The sequence below is a fragment of the Pseudomonas frederiksbergensis genome, from assembly GCF_003732665.1.
Classification (GTDB): Bacteria; Pseudomonadota; Gammaproteobacteria; order Pseudomonadales; family Pseudomonadaceae; genus Aquipseudomonas; species Aquipseudomonas frederiksbergensis_G.
The window spans coordinates 1-271 of the sequence record NZ_MOBP01000165.1; the positions used below are offsets into that span (position 1 = coordinate 1).

The following is a 271-nucleotide window of genomic DNA, read 5'->3' on the forward strand; positions in this document are numbered from 1 at the left end:
CGGCCGTTGTGTTGGCGCAGGCCGCGACTTTGGGGTTGTTGGCTGAGGCTTCGATGCCGGTTATCGATCTGGATAGCGGCATTTGGCAGGACGAATCCGTCTTCAATCCTGTGATTGAAGGGCTGACTTCGGCGCATCTGGCGTATGTGATCTACACCTCCGGTTCGACCGGGTTGCCCAAAGGCGTGATGATCGAACACCGCAATACCGTGAACTTCCTGACCTGGGCGCATCGTTCGTTTGATGACGCGACGTTGGCCAAAACGTTGTT

At 56.5% G+C, this 271-nt stretch carries 1 protein-coding gene; it reads left to right on the forward strand.

Going from position 1 to position 271, the window contains the following annotated elements:
* Positions 1-271: AMP-binding protein (locus BK665_RS33640; RefSeq protein ID WP_148053297.1), on the forward strand; the 271-nt coding region annotated here is incomplete at both ends.